Source organism: uncultured Brevundimonas sp. (assembly GCF_937863155.1).
GTDB lineage: Bacteria > Pseudomonadota > Alphaproteobacteria > Caulobacterales > Caulobacteraceae > Brevundimonas.
This window is the reverse complement of sequence record NZ_CALMFB010000061.1, coordinates 51,423-70,485: the sequence shown is the minus strand read 5'-3', so window position 1 is coordinate 70,485 and position 19,063 is coordinate 51,423. Positions and strand designations below refer to the sequence as shown.

Here is a 19,063-nt window from a genome sequence, read left to right as displayed (position 1 = left end):
TTCCTCAGCCCTCAGATGGCGTCAGACGCGCCGTCGGCAAGCCCAGTGTGCGCATCCGGGCCTTCAGACGGTTGGTCTCGGAGGCGGAAAGGGTGGGCGTCCGCGCCAGCAGGGCCGGGAACTGCCCGTCGGCGCTGGTGGCGATCATCCAGCTGTAGTCGTCGGCGTGGTCGATGATCCAGTAGCGCTGGCGGATCAGACCGGCGAAGAAGCTGGCCTCGAATTTGGTGTTCTCGGGCGGGTTCAGCACCCGCGCCACTGTGTCGAAATTACGTGTCGGCCCGGTCCGCGATCCACGATGGCAGGTCTGGCGGATCGAATAGCGGCCGTCGTTCCGCGCGGACCAGACCTGGCTGGCCGCCCAGCAGTTCCTCTGATGGTCGTTCGGTGTCCGCAGGATCTCGTGCCAACGGCCCATCAGCCGGCCCAGGTCGACCGGCTTGGTCGGTTCCGGCGTCGCCATGGCCAGACCGGGGATCAGGGCGGCCAGTAGGGCCAATACGATCAATCTAGGCGGCATGAGGATCTCCGGTTCGCTGGCAGGCCGACAGGTTGCGGCCAAGGGTGACGCGTTCGGGCGGCAAGGGCGGGCGATGTCGGAAGCCGACGCCCTTCAGGAAGACCTGCAAGGCTTCCCAGTGGATGCCGAAGACGACCTTGAGCGTCAGCAGCGGGTGACCCAGCCATGCCTTCATCAGGTTGGCGTCCGTCCATGCCGACCGGCGGCCGACGAAAGCGGCGGTCAGCATCGAACCATCGGCGTCGTCGACCTCGATGGTCAGTCGCACGCCTTGGTCCGGCGGACGCAGGACGAACCGATAGGCCAGGTCCATGTCCATGAAAGGCGAGACGTAAAAGCGCTTGTCCGCCGCGTGCCGTTCAAGCGCCGCGCCCAGTCCGTCGCTGGCGACTAGGTAGCGATGCCTCTGGCCGAAGGTGTTCGACACCTCGTACAGGGTCGCGGCCAAGCGCCCGTCCGCATGGTGGCAGAAGTAAACGCTGATCGGATTGAAGCCGTGGCCCAAGATGCGCGGCATGGTCAGCAGGCGGATCGGACCACCGGCGCTCATCCCCGCATCGACCAGGACGGCCTGCACCTGCGCCTTCAACGGGCGGTCGCCGCCGTCGCCGTGGTCCGCTTCTCGCCAGCTCATCAGACCGAAACGTCCGGCGCGGATACAGCGTGAACGGCGCAATAGCGTCGGCGCCTCGTCCAGATCGATCAGCAGCATGAACACCCGATACTTCAAGGCATGACGCCTGGGCCGGTGGCGCACATGGGTGACCAGGCCGGTGTAGAGACCTGAGACGCTCACGGCTTCGTTCATGCCGCCTGCGCCAGAGTCGGCTGCGACAGCACGATCCGCCCGTTCTCATTCTCGACAGTCCACGGCCTGCGCACGCCGCCCAATTGCTCCGCCACGGCCAGGCCGGCCTGAAGTCCGTCTTCATGGAACCCAGAGCCGAACCAGGCGCCGCAGAACCAGACGCCCCGACGCCCCTGCAACGACCATAACGCCTGCTGGGCGGCCAGGCCGGCAGCGGTGAACAGCGGATGCTCATAGTCGTACTGGCCGACGACCAAGTCGGGATCGGGCGCGTGCACGGGGTTCAGCGTGACCATCAAGGGGCGCCCCGGCAGGGACTGAAGCTGGTTCATCCAGTAGGTGACGCCGCCGGCCTGCCGGTCGTCGCCGCGCCGGTTGACGTGGTTCCATGCCGCCCAGGCCGACCGACGGCGCGGCATCTGGCGGATGTCGTGATGCAGGACGGCGCGGTTGCGTTGATAGGGAATGGCCGACAACAGGCGGCGTTCGTCCGCCGTCGGCTCCGTCAGCAGGCGCAAGGCCTGATCGGAATGGACTGCCAGAACGACCGCGTCGTAGCGCTCGGCGCCCGAGGCCGTATGCACAGCACCGCCGGCGTCATCGCGCGATACCGATAGGACAGGCTCGCCGGCCCGGACCCTTCCCTTGAAGGCCTGCCGCAGCCTGCGAACATATTCGCCGCTGCCGCCATCGACGGTGCGCCAGTTGGGGCGCATGTCCACCTCCAGCAGGCGATGGTTGCCGTAAAAGCGGATGAAGGCCGCCGCCGGATAGTCGGCCATCTGGGCCGAGGACGCCGACCAGATCGCCGCCGCCTGCGGCAGCAGGTGATGGTCCATGAACATGCGGCCATAGCCGCCCTGGTTCAGATATTCGCCCAGCGAAATGCCCGAGATCTCCAGCACCGGCAGGTCGCGCGGCGCGCGGCGATGAAAGCGTTTCAGGTCCGCCAGCATCGACCAGAATTTCGGACTGGCCAGATTGCGCTTCTGGGCGAACAGGCCCGCCGCGCCGTGACTGGAGTATTCGAAGGCGCCGTCGTCGACCGAGACGGCGAACGACATATGGGCCGGCTTGGTGGCCACGCCGAAATGATCGAACAGGGCCGTCAGGTTGGGATAGTTCGGCGCGTTGTAGACGATGAAGCCGGTGTCCACCGCGATGTCGCCGTCAGGTCCCGGCGCCATGACCGTGTTGGAGTGGCCGCCCAGCCGTTCCTCGCCTTCGTACAGGGTCACCTCGTGGGCCTGCGACAGCAGCCAGGCGCAGGACAGGCCTGACACCCCGGCGCCGACAACGGCGATCCTGCGGCGAGACTGTGAGGCGACGGACATGGGCGGGCTCCGGGCTGCGGGTCGGTCCAGCTACGACGCCCGGATGCCGATGGATGCATCTGAAAGGGCGCCTCGTGCGTAACTGGTTCCGCATCCGGACTGGATGTCTGGTCACGAGGGTATGCCATGGCCGCCGCCATCTTCCACGCATTGCAGGACGCCCCGGCGCCCGATCCGATCGTCCGGACGGTCATCGCCGGCATGGTGGCGGGCGCCCGCAGACGTCTGGATGACGATCCGCAGGCGGCCTTGGCCTTCGCCCGCGAAATGGCCGAACGTCCGATCGCGGAACACGCCGATGCCGCCAACGCCCAGCATTACGAACTGCCGCCCGAGTTCTTCGAACTGTGTCTGGGGCCGCGGCTGAAATACTCCTGCTGCCTCTATCCGACCGGCGAAGAAACGCTGGCCCAGGCCGAGATCGCCGCCCTGACGGAAACCTGCGATCACGCCGGCCTCGCGGACGGACAGTCCATTCTGGAGCTGGGCTGCGGCTGGGGCTCTCTGTCGCTATGGATGGCCGAACGCTATCCGAACGCTCGGATCACGGCGGTGTCGAACGCGAACGGTCAGCGCCGTTTCATCGAGGCGCGCGCCCAGGCTCTGGGCCTGACGAATTTGACGGTGCTGACCTGCGACATGAACAACTTCGCCATCGACCGGCGCTTCGACCGGATCGTGTCGGTCGAGATGTTCGAGCACATGGCCAACTGGCGCGCGCTTCTGGGCCGGGCGCGGGCCTGGCTGGCGCCGGAGGGGCGGATGTTCATCCACGTCTTCTCGCACCGGACGACCCCCTATCGTTTCGAGGTATCGGACCGCGCGGACTTCATCGCCCAGCATTTCTTCACCGGCGGCGTCATGCCCAGCCACGAACTGATCCGGCAATACGGCGACCTGTTCCAGGTCGAGCAGGACTGGCGCTGGAGCGGCACCCACTATCAGAAGACCGCCCTGCACTGGCTGGCCAATATGGACACCCACGCCGAACGTATCGCCCGGATCATGCAGACGGCCTATGGCGACGACGCTCGGCTGTGGACCCGACGCTGGCGGCGCTTCTATCTGGCCACGGCCGGCCTGTTCGGAGACAGCGACGGGCGCGAATGGGGCGTCAGCCACTATTGTCTGAGGCCCGCCTAGCGTGTCGGGTTCGGCTGTGGCAGCGTCACCCCTCGTCATCGGGAGTACGGGATGGACGCCGATCAGCAGCGCGCGCAGCTTGCCTCCGCCCTCTCTCGGGTGGCGGGCGGGGATCGGTCGGCGCTCGAGGACGTCTATCGCCGGACCTCGGCGAAACTCTTCGGCGTCATCCTCCGTATCTTGCCCGATCAGTCCGAGGCCGAGGACGTGCTGCAGGAGGTGTATCTCGCCGTGTGGAAGAAGGCCGGCCTGTTCGATGCGTCGCGCGCCAGTCCTGTGACGTGGCTGGTGACCCTGGCGCGCAACCGCGCCATCGACCGGCTGCGCGCGCGGGACGGCCGCACTTTCGTTTCCGACGACGCCGTGGCGGAGACGGCGGATGGCGCGCCTCTGGCCAGCGAGGTGATGGAGTCCGGCGAGACGGCGGACCAGTTGCACCGCTGCCTGGAGGTATTGGAGACCCGCCATGCGGACATGGTGCGGCAGGCATTCTTCGGTGGGCTGACCTACCCCGCCCTGGCCGAAAGGGCAGGCGCGCCGCTGGGTACGGTCAAGAGCTGGATGCGCCGGTCGCTGATGAAACTCCGGGCCTGTATGGGCGACGCCTATGCCTGACCCGACCGAAGACATGACCCCGCAGGACGAGGCCGATCTGTTCGCGGCCGAATATGTCATTGGCCTGCTCGATCCGGCCGCCCACGCTGTGGCCGCGCGCCGATTCGAAACCGATCCGACGTTCGCACACGCCGTAGAGGATTGGGAGGCGCGGCTGGCGCCTCTGATCGAGGAGATCGGACCCGTCGCGGTCCGCAAGGACTTGTGGCCACGGATCGCTGCGCGTCTTCCGCGCGCGGTCGGCGAGGGGGGCGTCTGGAATAACCTCGTCTTCTGGCGCGGCGCGACCGCTCTGGCGGTCGCCATGGCCGCGACGCTGGCGGTGGTGGCCTTCCTACCCTCGGCTTCCAGGCCCACGCCAGCGCCTGTCGTCGGCGAGGCGACCCTGGCCAGCACACGCCTGGAAGCGGCAAACGGGCAGGTGGTCTTCGTGGTCACCCTGGACGCCACCAACCGCCGGGTCGTCGTCACCCCCATCGGCGGCGACGGCGCGCCGGGCCATTCGCATGAGTTGTGGCTGCTGAACAGGGATGGCAAGCCGGTGTCCCTCGGCGTCATGCCTAGCGACAGCGCGGCCGCCATGCCGGCGATCGGCGCACTCGCGGCGGACTCGGTGCTGGCGATTTCTGTCGAGCCCGAAGGCGGCTCGCCAACCGGCCAACCGACTGGACCCGTGGTTGCGCAAGGTCAGCTTCGGTCGCTCTGAACAAGCCAAGAGCGTACCCGAAATCTCAGTAGGCGTCGCATGAAGCGACTTTTCGGATCGTGTCCTGGCCGCGGATTCAGAACGCGTGCGAACTCTGCTGTGGAGATTTTGGAAGCCCGGTCACGGCATTGAAGCCTTGGCTGACCCGAACGCTATTGCGCTTGACCGTTCCAGCGTTACAGCATAGTGGAACGTCATGATCGACTCCGTACCCCCCAATGCAGCCGCGGTCGCGCGCAGCCGAGTGGCTCTGTATGACGCCCTGCTGGCCCTGAAGACGCGCGACGAGGTGGACGCCTTCTTGGCCGACCTGTGCACGCCGTCCGAGGTGCGCGCCTTCGCCGAGCGATGGGAGGTGGCGCGGTTGCTGGACGCCGGGGGCAAGTCCTATCGGGAGATCGCCGCCGAGGCCCAGGCAAGTCCCACGACGGTAGTCCGCGTCGCGCGGTTCCTGAAAGAGATGCCTCACCAAGGCTACCGCCTGGTGCTTGACCGTCTGAAAGCCTGAGGTCCCACGATGAGCAAGGTTCAGGGGCGGCTGCGCATAGCCGTCCAGAAATCCGGACGCCTGGCCGACCGCAGTCTGGACCTGATGAAGGACGCCGGCCTGCGCGTCATCCGCGGGAACAACGACCTGTTGTACCGGGTCGAGAACTATCCGATCGACCTGCTGCGGGTGCGCGACGACGACATCCCCACCTTCGTCGCCGATGGTGTCTGCGATCTGGGCTTGGTCGGCGAAGATGTGCTGGAGGAGGTCCGCAACGGCGGGCCGGTCGCCGAAGTGGTCATGCCTCTGGGCTTCGGCCGCTGCACCCTGAAGATCGCCACACCCGAGGGCCAGCACTACGCCGGGCCGGCCTCTCTGGCCGGCTGCCGCGTGGCCACCAGCCATCCCCGGGTTCTGGGCCGCTTCCTGGCCAAGTACGGCGTTCAGGCCGAGGTGGTGACCATGCGAGGGGCGGTCGAGGTGGCGCCGCGGCTGAAACTAGCCCACGCCGTCTGCGACCTGGTCTCGACCGGCGCGACGCTGGAGGCCAACGGTCTGGCCCCGCGCGACACGGTGCTGGACAGCCAGGCGGTGTTGGTCCGCTCCCCCGTCGCACCCGAGCCTGAACTGGCCGAGCTGCTGGACAGCGTCATCGAGCGGGTGGCCGGCGTAGTCGCCTCCCAGGGCGCCAAATACGTCATGCTGAACGCGCCACGGTCGGCGCTGGAGGATATCACCCGCCTGCTGCCGGGCGCAGGCGCGCCGACCGTCATGCCGTTGTTGGGCCGCGAAGACGCCGTGGCCGTGCACGCCGTCTGCCAGGAGGCGGTCTTCTGGGAGACGCTGGAGCGGCTGAAGGGCGCCGGCGCCTCGGCCATTCTGGTCCTGCCCATAGAGAAGATGATGTGATGCGGCGGATCGACTGGCCTTCCCTGGACGCCGATGGTCGTCGTGCCGCTTTGGCCCGGCCCGCACGCCGCGCAGGGACAGAGGTTCCCGACACCGTGCGGCGCATCCTCGACGATGTCCGCCAGCGCGGCGGCGAGGCGGTGCGCGACTGGGCGGTGAAGCTGGACGGCCATGCCCCTCGCCGATTGATCTTGAACGAGGAAACGGTTGCAAAAGCCCGCGCCACACTACCGCCTGTAGACGCCCGCGCCCTGCGCATGGCGGCTGACAATATCCGTCTGTTTCACCAGGCGACGCGGCCTGAGGACTCCGGCTGGATCGAAACCACGCCGGGCGTGCGGTCACGGCGCGTGTGGCGGCCGCTGGAAGCGGCGGGCCTCTATGTTCCGGCGGGCTCGGCGCCCCTGTTCTCGTCCCTGCTAATGCAAGCGCTCCCGGCCGAGGCCGCTGGGGTGCAGCGGCGCGTTGTCGTAACGCCGCCCGACGCCTCCGGCGGCGTCCATCCCGCCATGATCGTGGCGGCGGCCGAGGCGGGATTGGAAGACCTGTGGCTGATCGGCGGGGCCCAGGCGATCGCGGCCCTGACCTTCGGCGCCGAGCTAGAAGACGGAACCCTCCCCGCCTGCGACAAGCTGTTCGGACCAGGCAACGCCTATGTGGCCGAGGCCAAGGCCCAGGCCGCTGCACTGGCCGGGGGCCCCGCCGTCGACATGCGTGCCGGGCCGTCTGAACTGCTGGTCATCGCCGACGCCGACGCCGGCCCCGAAATCGCCGCCGCGGACCTGCTGAGTCAGGCCGAGCATGACGCCGACGCCCAGGTGCTGCTGGTCTCACCCAGCCGTGGCTCCCTGGACCGCATCCTGGCCGAGGTCGAGGCGCAGCTTGTCGACCTGCCGCGACAAGCCGTGGCGCGCGCGTCCCTGGCCCAGGGACGCGCCATCTGCGTGGCCGATCTGGACCAGGCCTGCGCCGTCTCCAACCTGTATGCGCCGGAACACCTGGCCCTGCAGGTAGCGGAGCCCGAGGCCCTCGCGGAAAAGATCACGGCGGCCGGGGCGGTCTTCGTCGGCGCCTGGACGGCCGAGACCTTAGGCGACTATGCGGCCGGGCCCAGCCACGTCCTGCCGACGGATGGGGCGGCGCGGGCGATGGCCGGCCTGACCACCGCCGCCTTCATGACCTCGATATCGATCCAGACGTCCACTCCTGACGGGGCGCGCGCCCTGGCCCCCATCGCCGCGCGCCTGGCCCGTCTGGAAGGGCTGGAGGCCCACGCCCGCGCCGCCGATCTGAGGGCCGCCGGATGAGGCCCCTGCCCGCCCCCTTCCGTTCCCTGGTGCGCGAACCGGAGGGACTGGACCTCTATCCCAGCGACGAAGCCCTGCGTCTGCGCATGGCCCAGGTCTATGGCGTCGAACCCGATTGCGTCCTGCCGGTACGCGGCGCGACCCACGGCGTCGAATTGGCTCTGCGGCTGGCGGCGCGCGAGGGTGGGTCGGCAGACCTGCCGGACGACCCCGCCTATTTGGCTTTGAAGCCCCTCTATCGACTGGACGGCGGCGGCGGCCGGATCGCCGTGCGGCGCGCGCCCCTCGCGGACGCCGCGCTGGTCCGCGCCATGGCGGCGGCCGATCTTGTGGTGCTGGACGAGGCCGACATCGAGTTCACCGATGTTCCCTCGCGCGCGGGTCGGGACGCGCCGGTCGTGGTCGTTCGCAGCCTGTCCTCGGCCTGGGGCCTGGCCGGCGCGCGGGTCGGCGCCCTGATCGGGCCGCCGGACGCGGTGGCGCGCATGGCCCAGGTACGCGAACCCCACGCCCTGCCCACGCCGTCGATCCGCCTGGCTCTGCAGGCGCTGGACGCCTCGCGCCTGGCTGAAACCCGCCGCCGGGTCGAAGCGGTCAAGGCCCAGCGGACCCGACTGGTCCAGGCCCTGGCCGATCTGGACGCGATGGCCGAGGACGGTCCGCGCCTGAGCATCCGTCCGCCGATCATGGAGGAGGCGACGCACGCGCTGATGCGGTTCGAAGTTCCGTTCCGGCGCCGCGACGACCGGCTGAGCCTGGCGGTGCTCGCCGAGCCTGCCGTGAATGATCGCATCCTGGCCGCCTTGGGACAGACCGCGACGGCGACAGGACAGCCCCACAGACTGGGCGAGGCCATACGAGACACCAAGGAGACGCGCATCGTCTGCACCGTCGATCTGGGCACCGTCGCGCCCGTCGCCATCGACACCGGGATCGGCTTCTTCGACCACATGCTGGAACAGGTGGCGGCGCACGGCGGCTTCTCGCTGCGGCTCGATTGTCGGGGCGACCTGCACATCGATCCGCACCACACAGTCGAGGATTGCGCCTTGGCCCTGGGCCAGGCCCTGCGCCAGGCGCTGGGCGATCGGCGCGGCATCGCCCGCTACGGCTTCGTGCTGCCGATGGACGAGGCCGAGGCTGCGGCCTCGATCGACCTGTCGGGCCGTCCTTGCGCCGTCTTCCGGGGCGACTTCGCGACGCCGATGATCGGCGGATATCGCACCGACCTGACCGCCCACGTCGTCCGCTCCCTGGCCGAGACCCTCGGGGCGGCGATCCACGTCTCCGTCTCGGGCCACGACGACCATCACAAGACCGAGGCCGTGTTCAAGGCCCTGGGCCGCACCCTGCGTCAGGCGATCAGGGTCGAAGGCGACGCTGTGCCCAGCACCAAGGGGCTACTGTGAAGACCGTGGCCGTCGTCAGCTATGGCGCAGGCAATGTCGCCTCGGTGGTCTTCGCACTGGAGAGGCTTGGCGCGCGTGCACGGATCACCGCCGATCCTTCTGAGGTCGCCTCGGCCGAACGTCTGATACTGCCCGGGGTGGGCGCCGCCGGCTACGCCATGGCCCGGCTGCGTGACCTGGATCTGATCGAGACCTTGCGTCGCTTCCCCCGGCCCCTGCTGTGCGTGTGCCTGGGTCAGCAGCTGATGTTCGAGACCAGCGCCGAGGGCGAGGGGGATTTGCTGGGCCTGATCCCCGGCCGGGTCGAACGGCTGGCGCCTGGCGGCGACCTGCCGGTTCCGCACATGGGCTGGTCGCGGTTGCAGCTAGGGCGCGATGACCCCCTGCTGGAGGGCGTGCGGAATAGCGACTGGGCCTATTTCGTCCACGGCTATGTCTGTCCCGATGGACCCGCGACCCTGGCCCGGGCCGAGTACGGCGGCGTTATCCCCGCCATGGTGCGCCGCGACAACCGCTGGGGCTGCCAGTTCCATCCCGAACGCTCGGCCGCGACCGGGGCGCGTATCTTGGCCAACTTCCTGGATCTGCCAGCATGATCGTCTATCCGGCAATCGACCTGAAGGACGGGCGGTGCGTGCGTCTGATGCACGGCCGGTTCGACCGGGTCACCGCCTATGACGCCGATCCGTTGGCGCGACTGACCGCCTTCGCCGACGCTGGGGCCGAATGGATTCATGTCGTCGATCTGGACGGGGCCAAAGCCGGCCGCGCCGTCCAACACGGCCGCATCGCGACCCTGGCAGGGGCCGGCAAGGTGCACATCCAATCTGGCGGCGGCGTCAGGTCGGAACAGGATGTCGCCGCCCTGATCGAGGCGGGCGTCGAGCGCGTCGTCGTCGGCTCCCTGGCCGTGAGCAGCCCGGCCATCGTCGGCGGCTGGCTGGAGCGGTTCGGGCCGGAGCGGCTGACCCTGGCTGTCGACGTGCGCGCCGAAGGTCGAACCTGGCGCCCGGCGCTGAAGGGCTGGACCCAGGCGGCCGACGTCGATCTGTGGACGGCGCTGGACCGCTATCCGCCTGGCATGGCGCGGCATCTGCTGGTCACCGACGTAGGACGGGACGGGGCCCTGACCGGCCCGAACCAGGCCCTGATCGCCGACATCATGACGAGGCGGCCCGATCTCCAGGTCCAGTTGTCCGGCGGCGTCGCCGACCTAGCCGACCTGACCGCCGCCCGTCTGGCGGGCTGCGCCGGGGCGGTGGTCGGCCGCGCGCTCTACGAAGGCCGCTTCACCCTTGAACAGGCGCTGGCGGCATGACGGCGCGACGCATCATCCTTTGTCTTGACGTGAAGGACGGCCGGGTGGTCAAGGGCGTCCGCTTCCAGGGCCACCGCGACATGGGCGATGCCGTCGAGCTGGCCGCGCGTTATCGCGACCAGGGAGCCGATGAACTGGTCTTCTACGACATCACCGCCAGCCCCGAGCGTCGCAGCCTGGACCACGCCTGGATCGCACGCATCGCCCGCGTGCTGGACATCCCCTTCTGCGTCGCCGGAGGCGTGCGTTCGGTCGAGGCGGCGGGACGATGCCTGGACCACGGGGCCGACAAAATCTCGATCAACTCGCCGGCCCTGGAGCGACCAGAGCTTATCAGCGAACTGGCCGAACGCTTCGGCTCCCAGTGCGTGGTGGTCGGCGTGGACTCCATCCGCGAGGGCGACGAGTGGGCCGTGCGGCAATACACCGGCGCCCCCTCGGCGACCGTCGCCCCGGGCCGCCGAACGCTGGACTGGATCGGCGAAGCCCAGTCGCGGGGAGCCGGAGAAATCGTCTTGAACTGCATGGACCAGGACGGGGTCCGCAAAGGCTATGACATCGCGCAACTTCAAGAGGCCAGGGCGCGGCTGACCATTCCTCTGGTGGCGTCGGGCGGTGCCGGGGCCCCCGAACATTTCCGAAATGTTTTTCAGAGGGCCGACGTGTCGGGCGCCCTGGCCGCCAGCATCTTCCATTCCGGAACCCTGACCGTGCCCGACCTGAAACGGTTCCTTTCTCACGCCGACATCGAGGTGCGCCAGTGATCGACCCCGAGACGCTAGACTTCAGAAAGGGCGACGGCCTCGTCCCCGTCGTGGTGCAGGACGCCGACACCCTGCAGGTGCTGATCCTGGCCTATGCCGACCGGGCCGCGGTCGAGGAGACGATCGCCAGCGGAGAGGCGACCTTCTTCTCGCGCTCGCGTGGCGGGCGCTGGCGCAAGGGCGAAACCTCGGGGAATCGCCTGGCCTTTGTCGACCTGATTGCCGACTGCGACGGTGACGCCCTGCTGATGACCGTGCGTCCCACCGGTCCCGCCTGCCACCTGGGACGGACCAGTTGCTTCGGAGATGCGACGGCGCCGGGCGTCGGCCGCCTGGCGCTGCTGGAACGCACCATAGCCGCACGCGCCCAGTGCTCAGACCCCGGATCCAGCTATACGGCCACCCTTCTGGCCCAAGGGATCAAACGCATCGCGCAGAAAGTCGGAGAGGAAGGCGTCGAGACTGCCCTGGCAGCCGTAGCGGGAAGCGATCAGGAGCTCGCCGAAGAAGCGGCCGACCTGATGTACCACCTCTATGTTCTTCTGCGCTGTAGAGGGATGGCGGCCGGTCAGATGTTCAATGTCCTGAAAAGGCGCGACGCGGCCTGAGGCCGGTGGGTGCTGTCAAGTTAAGTAGCCCGAGCTCAAAAGCCCCCTACCCCGCTCGGTTCATGCCGTTGCCGCCGCCCACGCCGCATTCGCCTCGGCGCGGAAGCGGCGAATGGTGGGTCGGCTGATCAGGTGACGCTGGAGATTGAAGGTGTTGTAGATCGCGGCGTGGGTGATGAGGAATTTCTGGGCTGAAGCTTGGGATTTGAAGCCCTGCTGCTGTCGCTCTCGTCGTCGGATCGGCAGGTGGGCGTTCTCGACCCGATTGTTCTCCCGCAGCCGACCTGGTCGATGAAGGTGTTTCAACCCCAACTCCCGCATCGCCGATCCATATGACGCCAGACCGTCCGTAGTGATCCGCTCCGGTTCAACCGGCTGATTTCGCAGGAGGGGACCCAGAAGTTTAAGCGCCGCCTCGTTGTCCCGTCGGCGCTGCACGACCAGGTCGAGCACCTCGCCCTCGTCGTCGACCGCGCGCCATAGATACATCCGGCGGCCGCCGATCCAGCAGGCCATCTCGTCCAGATGCCAACCTCCCGTCGGAGGGCTGCGCCGCTTCTTCAAACGCCTCACGATCTGCGGTACAAACTTGCGGGTCCAGCAACGGATCGTCTCGTAGCTGACCTCGATCCCGCGCCGAGCCAGAAGCTCCTCGACATCGCGCAGACTCAGGCTGAAACGGAAATAGAGCCACACCGCATGCCGGATCACGTCCGCCGGGAACCGGTGGCGCGTGAACGATAGAGACTTCATGAAACGCGTCCCCGATCAGCCATTTACGCCGACCTTCAGTGGAGACAAGTTAGCGTTAGACTGACAGCGCCGCCCTGCCCGCCCCGCCGCCCGCCGACGGCGAACACCCCGCCCTGATCGCCGCCGCCGAAGAAGCCATCGCCTATGGCGGGCCGCCCGGCCGGTTCCGCACCCTGCCCTCCATCGATGTGTTGAATGGCGAGATTCCCGCCGCCTTCCTGAAGGACAAACTGGTGCTGGTGGGGGCCATGGCGCCGGGCCTGGGCGACCGTTACGCCACGCCGGCCGCGCCCCATGGAGAACTGACCTCGGGCGTCGAAATCCAGGCCGCCCTGTTGCAGACGCTGCTGGACGGCGGGGGGCCGCGCACCCTGTCCGCCACAGGCGTGCTGATCCTGTCGCTTCTGCCGCTGTGCCTGCTGCTGGGCGGCTTTCTGGTGCTGCGGCCCTTCACCAACATGGTGCTGGGCGTGATCCTGATCCTGTCGACCCTGACGATCAGCCTGATCGCCTTTCTGGCCCTGGGCCTGTGGTTTCCGCCGGCCGCCGCGGGCGCGGGCCTGGCCCTGGCCTATCCGTTCTGGAGCTGGCGGCGGCTGGCGGTGGCCTTCTCCTACATGCAGAACGAGGTGGAGGCGCTGCAGCAGGAAAGCTCTCCCCTGCCGATCAGCGCCCTGGCCCCCCTGCGGCTACAGGGCGATGTGGTCGCCAAACAGGTCAACGCCCTGCGCGCCGCCGTGAAGCAGTTGCGCGATCTGGACCGCTTCATGTCCGACGCCCTGCGCAGCTTGCCGGACGCGACGGTGGTGGCCGCTCCGAACGGCCGCATCCTGCTGGCCAACGACCGGGTGCGCGACCTGTTCGGCCCCGACCTGAACGACGGCGCTCGCCTGGCCGACCTGTTCCAGGCCCTGGGCGAACCGGCCTGGCGCCGATTTCTGGATCAGGACGCCGAGGCCCAGGACGACATCCGCGGGCCAGCCGGCCAGGTGCTGCGCATCGCCACCGCGCCCTTGTTCGAGGCGGACGGCCGCCTGGTCGGACACATCGTGCGCTTTGCCGACGTGACCCGCATCCGCGCCGCCAAACGCCAGCGTGAACACGCGCTGCAACTGCTCAGCCACGACATGCGCGCCCCGCAGGTTTCGATCCTGGCGCTTCTGGACGGAACGCAAAGCCGTCGGGATCCCGCCTTCGAGCGTCGCATCCGCGACTACGCCCGCCTGACGCTGGATCTGGCCGAAGGCTATGTCCAACTGGCGCGCGCGGAATCTCAGCCCTACCGCACCACCGTGCTGGACATCGGCGAATTATTGATGGACGCGGCCGATACATTGTGGCCCCAGGCCACCGGCCGCGGGGTGACGATCCAGACCCCCGACGCGGCGGGCGAACATCTGGTCGAGGGCGATCCGGCGCTGCTGCGGCGCATGCTGATGAACCTGCTGGACAACGCCCTGAAGTACGGTCCCGCCGGTGGAACCGTCACCTGTTCGCTGACGTCCGGCATGGAAGGAGAAGCCGCGGTCTGCGTGGTCACGATCAGCGACCAGGGCCCCGGCCTGTCGGACGAGGCGCGGCGCCTGTTGTTCCAGCCCTTCGGCCATGGCGACGCCGACCATCGCGGCGCCGGCCTGGGGCTGGCCTTCGTGCGCACGGTCGCGGAACGGCATGGCGGCCATGTCCGCTACAGTCCCGGCGACGTCGGCGCGACCTTCATCCTGACCCTGCCGCGCACGACCGATGCGGATGAGGCGCCGGAGTAGGCCCACGGCGCCGATGCGGGAAAGCGGCCACGATCCGCCTTCTCGACACCCCTAGGGCGCGGTCCGAAGCTCCAGCGCGATCCTCTGGGCCAAGACTTCGATGGTCGTTTCCGGGTTCGCGTCCTTCGCCAGGGTGACGGCGGCGATCTGATGGGTCCGGCCCTCTTCGGTCCAGCCGCTCAGGCTCACGGTCAATCCGTGCGCCGACCGGCCTAGCGCCCACCAGGGCGGGGATAAGGGTTGCGCCAGCCAGGCCTGGGCGCGGGCCGATTCATCCGAATATCCGCCCGTCCGGCCCGGACGAACCGAATAGGCCGCCTCTACCCGCCAGACCGGCGCCTGCTCGACCTCGCGCCAGCCCTGCGCCTGCAGATGACGCCGCAGCGCCGCCTGAACCGCCACATCCCGAGACGTTGGCGGCTCGAAGCCGGCCATTCGATACGTCCGCGCATCGACGGGCACGGACACGGGCGGCGTCGTCACATCCACTGTCGCGGCGCACCCGGCCAGCACAAGGGCCGCCGCAAACGCCAGTCCTGAAGAACGGCCACTCATGCGGCTTCTATGCGCGCAACAGCGCAAGCTTGGCAATGTCGCCGGTCCAGCCCGCCTATCGTCACGACATTCGCCCACGCGCCGCGCGCCACAGACGATCCGCCGCCACCGCGGCCATCAGGCTAAGACCCGTCAGCGGATAGAGAACGGCCAGCGGCAGCACGATCCCCAGCACGGCGGCCCGCGCTCTGGGGCCAGGCGGGGCCGGCGGCGCGCCCAGGCCGCCGCGTCGTGGCCGCCGCTTCCACCACATCACCAGGCCGCTGATCGCCAGCCCCCAGATGGCGATGCAGCCCGACAGCATGACGATCCGGTTGGCCCAGCCATATTGATGGCCCTGGTGCACGGCGATGCCCCATTCAAAGGCGCGGGCGCCGACGCCGAACTGGTCCCAACGCAGATCGGCCTTCACCGCGCCGGTGCGGCCATCGACATAGAGGCTGCGCGCCGCCTCGGCGCGTTCGCCGGCATGGGCGACGGTGAAGGCCAGGACCGGGTCCGATGGGATGGAGACGGTATAGGGTCGGGCCATGCCGTTCGCCTGGGCCGTCGCGACCGCCGTCGTCACCGAGGCCGGCCTGTCGCTGTGACCATGCGGGGCGACCCGCAGGACGGCGCCTTCCAGGGTCCAGCCGGTCCCGGCCGGGCGGTCGTGTTCGCCCGCGTGCGACCAGGGGCTGGCGGCGGGCGGCGCGGGCGGGCGGCCCAGATGGCTCTCGCGCATCACGGTCATGAACCGGTCGCCCCAGACGGCGGACCACGGCATGCCGGTGACGGCCAGGAAGACGATCACCGCCCCGGCGTACAGGCCGGTGACCGCATGCAGATCGCGCCAGAACGGCCGCCGCTTCGGATCGCCGGCGCGCGGCACGGCCACCGCGACGTCGCGCGCCCTGGGCCACCACAGGAAGACGCCCGTGGCGACCAGGATGACCGCCCAGCCGGCGACGATCTCGACCAGGATGTTGAAGGGACGGCCCAGCAGGCTGAGACTGTGCACGGCCTTGACCGTTCCCATCACGCCGTCGCCCCTGATTGAACCCAGCACCCGCCCATCGTACGGATCGACGAAGACAGTGCGCTCGCCCCCATCGACGCGAACCTTCACCTGCACCGCCCGATCCGGTCGTTCGGGCACCAGGATGGACGAGGCGCGGCCGTGGGTGCTGGCTTCGGCGGCCCCGGTCCAGCGATCGGCGGCGACCCATTCGCCGCGCGGCGCCGCCTGCATCATCCGCCCATAGGCGGCCTGTTCGATCTCGGGCTTGAACAGATAAAGCCCCCCGGTCAGGGCCATCAGCATCAGCACCGGCAAGACGAACAGTCCGGCATAGAAATGCCAGCGCCACACGGCGCGATAGGCGCCCGACAGGGCGGTTAAACCCGACTGGGCGTTTGAAGAGGTGTCGGTCATGGTGAAACGTCCGGGGCGGCGACGCGGCCGCCCCGGCTCCCTGCACTGGGGTCAGAAGGACAGACGCACGCCGACGTAGGCCGAGCGGCCCTCGCCCGGCGTGAACACATCGGTCGGCGCCACACGCGCGTCGGTGACCGCGTTGGCGTTCGAGACATAGCGTTCGTCGGTCAGGTTCCGCAGGTCCGCAAACAGCGATACGCCTCCCGGCAGATCGACGCCCGCATTCAGCGAGACTGTCGTGTAGCCCGGATATTTCATCGTGTTGGCGTAATCGACATGCACGTCGTTCGGGACCCATTCGACCGACGGCGCCGCGAACCAGCCGGCCGGATGCTCGAACTTCAGCTCGGCCCGATAGGCGTGCTCGGGGATGATCGGCAGGCGGTTGTCGCCATAGACGGGGTCGCCGTCGAAGCGGAAGTCCGACCAGGTCCAGGTCTGGCGCAGTGTCAGCCGCCCTGCCCCCTGATCCATCAGCCGCCAGTCCAGCCCCGCCTCCACGCCCTGGTGCACGGTGTCCCCGGCGTTGAAGGTCGAGGCCGGTATGCCCATGGTGACGACATAGTTCAGCAGTTCGCTGTCGATGTGCGCCCGATAGGCCGCGATGTCGTAACGCAGCGGACCGCGCTGGCCCCGGGCGCCGATCTCGGCGGTCCAGGCCTTCTGCACCTCCAGATCGACGAACCGGGGAATCGGCGACTGGATCAGCTCCAAGAAGGTCGCCGGCTCCACCGAGCGCGTCAGATTGGCGTAGATCTGCGACCCGTCGGCTTCCTCCCACAACAGGCCGACACGCGGCGCGAACCAGTCGTAGTCGCGCGAGGCGTCATTGGCGGGCGTCAGACGGTTGTCGACCTGGCGCTCGGCCCGGCCCCACGAACCGCCGGCGATCAGCGCCAGCCGATCGGTGACGAACAGCCGCCCCTCGGCGAAGACATCGACGCCCGTCGCGCTCTGCAACGTATCGCCGACCTGGAAACCCGGAACGCCACCGCCGCTGTTGACGAAGACCGAGCTGTCGTTGTCGCCGGTGCGGACATAGGCGCCGGCGAAGGCGTCGGCGCGCATCCCCCCGACCTGACCCGTCCAATCCAGCCGACCAAAGGCGCCATAGGCCCGATAGTCGTTCTGAAGCACCACGGGTACGGGGTGGAACAGCCGCTTGTCCGACACATAGGCGCCGCCCTCGAACACCAGACTGTCGCTCAGGCGCCAGCGGGTCTGGGCCGTCACGCGCACCGAATCCACGTCACGACCGAAATTCATGGCCCGGACATAGGGGTCGGCCGCGCGGGGCCGCGTCAGGGCGTTGTGCAAGGTCTGCGTCCCGGAAATATCCAGGTCCAGGTCATTGGCCTGGACGATCAGACGAAGCTCGCGGTCCTGGCCCAGCTGTCGGCCCAGGCTGAGCGTCAGCCGTTTGCTGTCGGCCCCCTGGTGGTCCAGGAAGCCGTCGCTCCCCGACCAGGTCACGGCGGCATAGACGTCCCAGTCGCCATGGTCGCGGGCGACGGCCAGATGGGCGCGGCGGGTGTGGTATGAACCACCTTCCAGCCGCAGCAGATTACGGAACGGCGCATTGCGGCCGGTGGGGGTCAGAACATTCACCGCCCCGCCCAGGGCCGCCCCGCCGAACCGCAGGGCGTTGCCGCCCTTGTAGACCTCGATGTAGCGGGCGATCAGGGGGTCCAACTCCTGGAAGTCGCCAAAGCCGTCCGGGCCGTTGATCGGCGCCCCGTCCTGGGCCAGCAGAACGCCGCGCAGATGCAGGGCCTGGCCGATGCCCGAGCCGCGGATCGACAGGCGGACCTCCTCGCCCCAGCGACGCTGGGCGAAGACGCCGGGCACGGCGCGCAGGGTGTCCGACAGGGCCAGGGCGTAACGGTCCTCATAGCTTTCGGCCGATACGACCGCGACCGCGCCGGGCGTGCGTGACAGGCGTTCGCGCGCCTCGGCCACCACGGGCGGATCGTCGGGGTTCCTGCGCCCCGTGACGATGATGGAATCGATGACCGTGGCCTGGGCCGACGGGGTTTGCGCGAAGGCGGGGGCCGCACAGGCGGCCGCCAGCAGCGCCAGGGGCGCCGCCGAGATCTTGAAAGACATGGATGGATTTCCTGAACAGGCAAAGGGGCGCGCGGCCTCGTGGGCCGGGCGCGGCGCATGGCGATGTTCAAGCGATGGGCGGGGCCGTCGAAGGCGGACGGGGCGGCGGTCCGCGCGCGGGCGGCAGGCGATAGGCGGCCGAAACCCGCACCGGCGCATCGGGTTCGAACACCCTCGGCGCGACGACCGGCGCAATGTCCTGCAACGGCGTGGCCGCCAGACCGGACAGCAGCGCCATCGCGCATTGCAGGCTGGACGAACTATCGTGCTGGATCGGCTGGCCGTCGTCGTCGACATAGACGACGCGAAGGTCGCCGCCGCCGCACAGAACGATCGGCGCGCCCACGGCCGGCGACGCCGCCACGGCCGTCGGCAGCAGGGTCGCAAACACGATGGCGAAGGTCGCGGCCAGGAAGGCCAGCGACTTGCTCAACGACCAATGCTCGGACGAAGCGGCGGACACGGGGCTGCTCTGTAGAGGCTGGCAGGCACGCCTGCAAAGCCCCAGACGTCGCACCCGATCTTTCCGATCAAC

The 19,063-nt window shown here is 68.8% G+C and carries 20 protein-coding genes; 12 read left to right on the top strand and 8 right to left on the bottom strand.

Features of this window, described 5'->3' with window-relative positions; translation table 11 throughout:
* Window positions 1–4: 4 nt before the first annotated feature.
* From Q0581_RS09565 to Q0581_RS09555, 3 genes are read right to left on the bottom strand one after another with little or no spacing between them, the layout of a single operon-like run.
* Window positions 5–520: a lipocalin family protein gene (locus tag Q0581_RS09565; protein WP_298699728.1), complete on the bottom strand. Its 516-nt coding sequence runs from the start codon at window positions 518–520 to the stop codon at window positions 5–7.
* Window positions 510–1,328 (bottom strand): DUF1365 domain-containing protein, encoded by an 819-nt coding sequence (locus Q0581_RS09560; RefSeq protein WP_298699726.1) that lies wholly within the window; start codon window positions 1,326–1,328, stop codon window positions 510–512. The genes Q0581_RS09565 and Q0581_RS09560 overlap by 11 nt, the downstream gene beginning before the upstream one ends.
* Window positions 1,325–2,662: an FAD-dependent oxidoreductase gene (locus Q0581_RS09555; protein ID WP_298699724.1), complete on the bottom strand. Its 1,338-nt coding sequence runs from the start codon at window positions 2,660–2,662 to the stop codon at window positions 1,325–1,327. The genes Q0581_RS09560 and Q0581_RS09555 overlap by 4 nt, the downstream gene beginning before the upstream one ends.
* Before the next feature lie 126 nt (window positions 2,663–2,788).
* Here Q0581_RS09555 and Q0581_RS09550 point away from each other — a divergent pair, with 126 nt between their 5' ends.
* From Q0581_RS09550 to hisIE, 11 genes are all read left to right on the top strand, one after another.
* Entirely contained in the window at window positions 2,789–3,805 is a 1,017-nt protein-coding gene (locus Q0581_RS09550) for a cyclopropane-fatty-acyl-phospholipid synthase family protein (protein WP_298699722.1), read from the top strand.
* Between the two features lie 51 nt (window positions 3,806–3,856).
* Entirely contained in the window at window positions 3,857–4,420 is a 564-nt protein-coding gene (locus Q0581_RS09545) for a sigma-70 family RNA polymerase sigma factor (protein ID WP_298699720.1), read from the top strand.
* A complete protein-coding gene (locus Q0581_RS09540) occupies window positions 4,413–5,126 on the top strand; it encodes an anti-sigma factor (protein WP_298699718.1) in 714 nt (237 codons plus the stop codon). Before Q0581_RS09545 ends, Q0581_RS09540 begins: the two co-directional genes overlap by 8 nt.
* A gap of 196 nt (window positions 5,127–5,322) precedes the next feature.
* Window positions 5,323–5,634, top strand: coding sequence for a YerC/YecD family TrpR-related protein (locus Q0581_RS09535; protein WP_298699716.1), 312 nt, complete (start codon window positions 5,323–5,325; stop codon window positions 5,632–5,634).
* Window positions 5,635–5,643: 9 nt separating this feature from the next.
* Window positions 5,644–6,525 (top strand): ATP phosphoribosyltransferase, encoded by an 882-nt coding sequence (hisG, locus tag Q0581_RS09530; RefSeq protein WP_298699714.1) that lies wholly within the window; start codon window positions 5,644–5,646, stop codon window positions 6,523–6,525.
* Window positions 6,525–7,832: a histidinol dehydrogenase gene (gene hisD / locus Q0581_RS09525; RefSeq protein WP_298699712.1), complete on the top strand. Its 1,308-nt coding sequence runs from the start codon at window positions 6,525–6,527 to the stop codon at window positions 7,830–7,832. Before hisG ends, hisD begins: the two co-directional genes overlap by 1 nt.
* Window positions 7,829–9,241 carry an aminotransferase class I/II-fold pyridoxal phosphate-dependent enzyme gene (locus Q0581_RS09520; protein ID WP_298699710.1) on the top strand — a complete coding sequence of 471 codons (1,413 nt, stop codon included), beginning with the start codon at window positions 7,829–7,831 and terminating at the stop codon, window positions 9,239–9,241. The genes hisD and Q0581_RS09520 overlap by 4 nt, the downstream gene beginning before the upstream one ends.
* Complete coding sequence (gene hisH / locus Q0581_RS09515) at window positions 9,238–9,837, top strand: imidazole glycerol phosphate synthase subunit HisH (protein WP_298699708.1); 600 nt, start codon at window positions 9,238–9,240, stop codon at window positions 9,835–9,837. The genes Q0581_RS09520 and hisH overlap by 4 nt, the downstream gene beginning before the upstream one ends.
* Entirely contained in the window at window positions 9,834–10,559 is a 726-nt protein-coding gene (gene hisA / locus Q0581_RS09510; protein ID WP_298699706.1) for a 1-(5-phosphoribosyl)-5-[(5-phosphoribosylamino)methylideneamino]imidazole-4-carboxamide isomerase, read from the top strand. The genes hisH and hisA overlap by 4 nt, the downstream gene beginning before the upstream one ends.
* Complete coding sequence (hisF, locus tag Q0581_RS09505; RefSeq protein ID WP_298699705.1) at window positions 10,556–11,323, top strand: imidazole glycerol phosphate synthase subunit HisF; 768 nt, start codon at window positions 10,556–10,558, stop codon at window positions 11,321–11,323. Before hisA ends, hisF begins: the two co-directional genes overlap by 4 nt.
* Window positions 11,320–11,931 carry a bifunctional phosphoribosyl-AMP cyclohydrolase/phosphoribosyl-ATP diphosphatase HisIE gene (gene hisIE, locus Q0581_RS09500; RefSeq protein WP_298699702.1) on the top strand — a complete coding sequence of 204 codons (612 nt, stop codon included), beginning with the start codon at window positions 11,320–11,322 and terminating at the stop codon, window positions 11,929–11,931. The genes hisF and hisIE overlap by 4 nt, the downstream gene beginning before the upstream one ends.
* Before the next feature lie 60 nt (window positions 11,932–11,991).
* Here hisIE and Q0581_RS09495 read toward each other — a convergent pair whose 3' ends face one another.
* Entirely contained in the window at window positions 11,992–12,684 is a 693-nt protein-coding gene (locus tag Q0581_RS09495) for an IS6 family transposase (RefSeq protein ID WP_298699701.1), read from the bottom strand.
* Window positions 12,685–12,758: 74 nt separating this feature from the next.
* Here Q0581_RS09495 and Q0581_RS09490 point away from each other — a divergent pair, with 74 nt between their 5' ends.
* Complete coding sequence (locus tag Q0581_RS09490) at window positions 12,759–14,450, top strand: ATP-binding protein (RefSeq protein WP_366876928.1); 1,692 nt, start codon at window positions 12,759–12,761, stop codon at window positions 14,448–14,450.
* A gap of 51 nt (window positions 14,451–14,501) precedes the next feature.
* Here the strand turns inward: Q0581_RS09490 and Q0581_RS09485 are convergent, their stop codons facing one another.
* The 4 genes from Q0581_RS09485 to Q0581_RS09470 all read right to left on the bottom strand — a co-directional run bounded on the left by Q0581_RS09485 (window position 14,502) and on the right by Q0581_RS09470 (window position 18,991).
* Window positions 14,502–15,005: a hypothetical protein gene (locus Q0581_RS09485; protein WP_298699699.1), complete on the bottom strand. Its 504-nt coding sequence runs from the start codon at window positions 15,003–15,005 to the stop codon at window positions 14,502–14,504.
* Between the two features lie 61 nt (window positions 15,006–15,066).
* Complete coding sequence (locus Q0581_RS09480; protein WP_298699697.1) at window positions 15,067–16,419, bottom strand: PepSY domain-containing protein; 1,353 nt, start codon at window positions 16,417–16,419, stop codon at window positions 15,067–15,069.
* A 51-nt stretch (window positions 16,420–16,470) separates the two neighbouring features.
* Window positions 16,471–18,528 carry a TonB-dependent receptor gene (locus Q0581_RS09475; protein ID WP_298699695.1) on the bottom strand — a complete coding sequence of 686 codons (2,058 nt, stop codon included), beginning with the start codon at window positions 18,526–18,528 and terminating at the stop codon, window positions 16,471–16,473.
* Window positions 18,529–18,595: 67 nt separating this feature from the next.
* Window positions 18,596–18,991, bottom strand: a complete 396-nt coding sequence (locus Q0581_RS09470; protein WP_298699694.1) for a hypothetical protein — start codon at window positions 18,989–18,991, stop codon at window positions 18,596–18,598.
* Window positions 18,992–19,063 lie beyond the last annotated feature (72 nt).